Raw genomic sequence first — 4881 nt, forward strand, 5'->3', positions numbered from 1 at the left:
GGGCGCTAGTCGGCAGGCGGCCACTACGATCCCACAATGACCGCCGGTGAACTCTCGGATGTCGGCCTCACCGACGACGAACGTCGGCTGCTGCTGGCAGGACTGATGGAATACGGTGGACCGGCCGCCGGTGCCAGCGCCCTGGCGCCGCTCGTTGGCGCAGAAAGTGTGGACGCATTCTTTCAGCTCACCGATCGGCTGAGCGCGGCGATCAAGAATGGTCAACCGCTATCCGGACTCGATTGGGCACGCGCGCTGTTGCTGACTGAAATCTGTTGGGCTAGCGACATTCTCGGTGCGGCTACTGAATTCGGCGCCAACCTTCCTGATGAGCGAGCGCTTCCGGCGCTTCGCTCTCTGCAGCGCAAGCTCGTCACGGGGGAGCGCATCCGAACGCTCATCGGCATGAGGGAAGAAAACTACTAGCGTCGTCACTGTCCGGCAGCCACGCCACAGCTGATGTGTCACTGCCCGTGCGTAGCGTCCGCGCCATGACCGACTCACGCAAGCGCCGCGGCGCCAAACAGAACCGTCCACGCAAACGCCACCGACCGAAGACTGACGACGACGTCCTGATCACGACTGTTCGAAAGACGTTGGCCAAGCACCCCATGCACCTGCTCAGCGTGGTCAGCCGTTTCATCTGCTGGTCCACACCTCAACCGGGTCCGTGGGGAAAGGACATGGAGGTCAAGTCGTCCCTGGAGAGCGTGGTCGCCGGTCTCGTCGAGCGGCGATGCCGTGAGACCACCGCCCTGCTGGCCGTTCTCGCCGAAATGCTTCTCGGTGAAGACCTGCTGCAGGAGCGGTGCCGACGGGAAGTCGCCACGCGGAACGTGCATCTCCCGAAGTGGATCGTCGAGCTGGGGCACGTCGAGGTGCGCGGAGTCATGCGGCGGACGGACGTCCTTGGCGACGGTGACGAACTGGCGATTGGTCTGCTTCTGCCTGGTGCGGTCGAGATGACGCTTGGCGCGTTCCTCGACCACAATGCTTTGTCCGTGGTCACGGACGTCGCGGTGCTCGCGCAACCGCTGGACAGGTCGCTCGCCCGAGCACGCGAAGGAGTCGACTCAGCAACCACATTCGTTGACACGGATCCCGCCGACGCGCGCTTGTGGATCGAGAGCGGTCTCACTCGGGCCGAATGGTTTCCGCAACCGGACGGCTGGCGGGAAGGCCTCCCGCTGGTGAGGTGGTTGCTCGCCCAGCTTCCGGGCGGCGGCACCGCGTATGCGGGGCCGGAGTGGGACGACGACGCGGTCTCCGAACTGCTCGACGGGTTCTTTGCCTCTCCAGAAGGAGCACCCTTCACGAACGTCGGCTATCGGGAGCTGCTGCTGGAGCTCTGCGCCACTGGCTGGGGGGATCCGTCGCGGTGGGGCACGCACCGGCTCTCAGACATCCTGCGATACCCGTTCCGCGATGATCACGTCCCCTTGGAGATTGCGTTGGACACGCCTGCGCTGCTGCGCGCTTACATCCCATTCGTGCACGCGAACAGCCGGATTCGTCAAGATCTGACCGACGAGGCGATAACGGCCATCGATGAAGAGAGTCTCCGCTTCAAGCGAGCGCTCCTCGCTGAGGCATCCGAGCATGACGACCTGGACTTTCCACCATGGGGATCCTCCACCAATCAGGCATCGTGAGCGGGCAGTCAATGCGTGATGACCAACTCGGCAGAGATGTTTCTAGAATCTTGACAACTGTCTATAATCGAGACATGGCCCTCAGTATCAAAGATCCGGAGGCTGACCGCCTCGCCCGGGAGCTCGCCGCGCGGACCGGGGAGACGCTGACCGAAGCGGTGGTAGTCGCCTTGCGTGAACGACTGGCACGCCAGGCCGGTCGCACTGGAGTGATCCCGTTGCGCGATGAACTTGCCGCGATTCGTCGTCGGTGCGCGGCGTTGCCAGCGTCCGGCGACCGCTCCCCAGAGGAGATCATCGGCTTCGATGACCGCGGGTTGCCGTCCTGATGGTCATCGACACCTCCGCTCTGGTTGCCATGCTGACCGACGAGCCTGACGCCGAGCTGATCGAAACGAGGGTGGCTGACGATCCCGTGCGGACCATGTCCACCGCGTCGTACCTGGAGACCGCCATCGTGATCGAAAGCCGTTTCGGTGAATCTGGCGGCCGCGAACTGGACCTCTGGCTGCATCGTGCGTCGGTGGGTCTTGTTGCGGTCAGTGCCGAGCAAGCCGAGGTCGCCCGGGCGGCCTATCGGCAGTACGGCAAGGGCCGTCATCGCGCAGGCCTGAACTACGGCGATTGTTTCTCATACGCGCTCGCCAAGGTCAGTGGTGAGCCACTGTTGTTCAAGGGCGACGACTTTGGGCACACGGACATCGCTGTGGCCCAGTAGGAGATCCGCCGCGCCCCCGCCCCTCCGCGGGCAGACACAAAGGTGCCGCGACACGCCGCAATCGAAGGACTTTTGCGTCTGCTCGCGGGAGGCTGCGGAGCTAGCGGTCCGTGCGCCCAATCCCCCACGCATACGGCGGGGGAGTGCCGTTGACCTGGAAGGCGCCCAGCACCTTCGCCTTGAAGATCCGCGGGTTGTGCGACGCCACCGTGCGCGCGTTGCGCCAGTGCCGGTCCAGCCCCTTCGGGGTCGACGTGCCCGACGCGCCCAGCGTGTCGAAGAGGTTGGACGCCGCGTCGATCGCCAACTGCGATGCCGTCACCTGCGCGGCCGAGGACTCCAATTCGGCTCGCTCGCTTGCCTTCTCCAGGCCCTCGGCATCCGACGGGTCACGGCGGCCGCCGCGTCGATCGCCTCCGCCACCTTGAGTGCCAACGCCTCGGTGGTGTAGGCAGCCGCCCAGATCTCACCGATGCGCGCCAGCACCTGCGGGTCGTCGCGCACCCGGGAACTGTTGGCATGGCTGAAGTTTCGTTCCCGCTGTCGAACCTCGCGCGTGACGTCGTCGAGCACCGCACGCGTAATGCCCGCCAGCGACGCGAGGTGGCTCAACTGGTAGAGCGCCGTCTGGTACGGGTGCCGCTTGCTGAACGGCACCAGGTCCTCGACCCGGGCGTCATGGAACTCGGCCGTGCCGGTGCCGGTGCCGCGCTGTCCGAAACCATCCCAGTCGTCGAGCACGGTGACGCCGGGCAGGCGGGTGTCGACCAACGCGATCACCGGGTCGTCACCGACGCGTGCATACACGTCGGCCCACTCCGCGAAGATCGTCCCGGTCGTGTAGTACTTCGCACCGTTGACCACCTGCCGGCCGTCGACGATCGTCACCTCGGTCTGCACGCGATCGATCGACGTCGAACCGATCTCGGTCCACGCGTTGCCCGCGATCTCACCCGCGACGAAGCGCTCGAACCAGCGCCGCACGTCCTCGCCGCCACGATGCCGGAACAGCACGTCCTCGGCGAACACGAAGTGACCCCGCAGGGCCTGCGCCAGGTTCGCGTCGGCGGCGACCAGGTCGATCCAGAGCGCCGTGACCTCGGTCCAGTCCAGCCCCCAGCCGCCGAACTCGATCGGCACGCGCAGCGCCCCGAAACCGGCCTTCTTCAACGCGTTCACCGCATCGACGGGCAGCTCGCGGTCCAGGTCACGCTGGCGCGTGCCTGCGGCGATCTCGGCGAACACCGGCGCGAAGTGGGCGCGGGCGTGCTGGAGGCGGTCTTGGGCGAGGGTTCCGGTCACGGTCACCGATTCAACCGCTACGGCGTCGAAAGAACGCGGCTTTGACTCTGGCAGAGTCGAACTCGACTACCCCTTGACGAGGGTGAACTGCCCCAGCTCGCTGATGCCGCGCTGGAAGAAGTCGCTGCAGCCGACCAGGTACTTCATGTACCGCTCGTAGACCTCTTCGGACGTGGCGGCGACCGCGGCGTCGTGGTGCTCCTCCAACGCCGCTGCCCACATGTCGAGCGTGCGCACGTAGTGCTCGTCGAGCAGCTGCTTCTCCGCGACCGTAAAGCCGGCGTCCTGGGACAGGTTGATGATGTCGTCGTCGCACGGAATGGAGCCGCCCGGGAAGATCTCCTTGGCGATGAAACGCATGAAACGCAAGTCGGACATGACGATTGGGATGCCCATCTCCGGCCACCGCTTCAGCGGATGCCCGAGGATCGCCTGCAAGACCATCCGTCCGCCGCTGGGCAGGATCGCGCTACAGCTGTTGAAGAACGGCGCGTACCGCTCCTGCGGGAACGCCTCGATGGCCTCCAGGCTGATGATGCGGTCGACAGGCTCGGCGAACTGCTCCCAGCCGTGCAGCAGGACCCGGCGCGACCGCGAGGTGTCGAGGCCGTCCAACAACGTCTGCCCGAACTTGGCCTGGTTCTTGCTCAGCGTCAGACCGATGACGTTGACGTCGTACTTCTCGATCGCCCGCTTCATCACCGAACCCCAGCCGCATCCGACGTCGAGCAGCGTCATGCCCGGCTTGAGATCCAGCTTGCCCAGGGCCAGGTCGATCTTGGCGAACTGGGCTTCTTCGAGCGTCATGTCGTCGCGTTCGAAGTACGCGCAGCTGTACGTGCGCGTCGGGTCCTGAAAGGTGCCGAAGAAGTCGTCTGAGAGGTCGTAGTGCGCTTGGACCTCTGCGAAGTGCGGTTCCATGGTCATTGCTCTGTTTGTCGGCTCGGCTGCAGTCTCAACCATGTGCGACGTCCTCCACCCGATGGTTCGTTGTTCGCATTTAGTTAGTAGGAATAACGTAAATTACTACACCCGCGCGAGTCACGCCTTCTCGCAGGTGAATTGGACGACGTCGGTGTAGCCCTGCCGGAACAGGTCGGCGCAGCCAACCAGATACTTGAGGAACCGCTCGTAGATCTCCTCGGACGTGATCTCGATGGCCTCGTCCTTCTTCGCCTCGAGGTTCGCGGCCCAGGCGTCGAGCGTCTT

At 64.9% G+C, this 4881-nt stretch carries 8 protein-coding genes; 4 read left to right on the forward strand and 4 right to left on the reverse strand.

Going from position 1 to position 4881, the window contains the following annotated elements; all coding sequences use genetic code 11:
* The first annotated feature begins 36 nt into the window (after positions 1 to 36).
* The 4 genes from VET27_RS11785 to VET27_RS11800 all read left to right on the forward strand — a co-directional run bounded on the left by VET27_RS11785 (position 37) and on the right by VET27_RS11800 (position 2370).
* Positions 37 to 426 (forward strand): hypothetical protein, encoded by a 390-nt coding sequence (locus tag VET27_RS11785; RefSeq protein WP_526518220.1) that lies wholly within the window; start codon positions 37 to 39, stop codon positions 424 to 426.
* Positions 427 to 491: 65 nt separating this feature from the next.
* Positions 492 to 1652: a hypothetical protein gene (locus VET27_RS11790; protein WP_526518222.1), complete on the forward strand. Its 1161-nt coding sequence runs from the start codon at positions 492 to 494 to the stop codon at positions 1650 to 1652.
* Between the two features lie 74 nt (positions 1653 to 1726).
* A complete protein-coding gene (locus VET27_RS11795; protein WP_526518224.1) occupies positions 1727 to 1981 on the forward strand; it encodes a type II toxin-antitoxin system VapB family antitoxin in 255 nt (84 codons plus the stop codon).
* Positions 1981 to 2370: a type II toxin-antitoxin system VapC family toxin gene (locus VET27_RS11800; RefSeq protein ID WP_526518226.1), complete on the forward strand. Its 390-nt coding sequence runs from the start codon at positions 1981 to 1983 to the stop codon at positions 2368 to 2370. Before VET27_RS11795 ends, VET27_RS11800 begins: the two co-directional genes overlap by 1 nt.
* Positions 2371 to 2470: 100 nt before the next feature.
* On the opposite strand, the gene VET27_RS11805 is transcribed toward VET27_RS11800, so the two are convergent.
* From VET27_RS11805 to VET27_RS11820, 4 genes are all read right to left on the reverse strand, one after another.
* A complete protein-coding gene (locus VET27_RS11805) occupies positions 2471 to 2692 on the reverse strand; it encodes a hypothetical protein (RefSeq protein WP_526518228.1) in 222 nt (73 codons plus the stop codon).
* Complete coding sequence (locus tag VET27_RS11810) at positions 2689 to 3672, reverse strand: acyl-CoA dehydrogenase family protein (protein WP_526518230.1); 984 nt, start codon at positions 3670 to 3672, stop codon at positions 2689 to 2691. The genes VET27_RS11805 and VET27_RS11810 overlap by 4 nt, the downstream gene beginning before the upstream one ends.
* A gap of 66 nt (positions 3673 to 3738) precedes the next feature.
* Positions 3739 to 4599: a cyclopropane mycolic acid synthase family methyltransferase gene (locus tag VET27_RS11815; RefSeq protein ID WP_526518232.1), complete on the reverse strand. Its 861-nt coding sequence runs from the start codon at positions 4597 to 4599 to the stop codon at positions 3739 to 3741.
* Positions 4600 to 4713: 114 nt separating this feature from the next.
* The coding region (locus VET27_RS11820; RefSeq protein WP_526518234.1) for a class I SAM-dependent methyltransferase at positions 4714 to 4881 on the reverse strand (168 nt) is incomplete at its 5' end.

Origin of the sequence: Mycobacterium sp., from assembly GCF_035633495.1 — a bacterium.
Lineage (GTDB): Bacteria > Actinomycetota > Actinomycetes > Mycobacteriales > Mycobacteriaceae > Mycobacterium.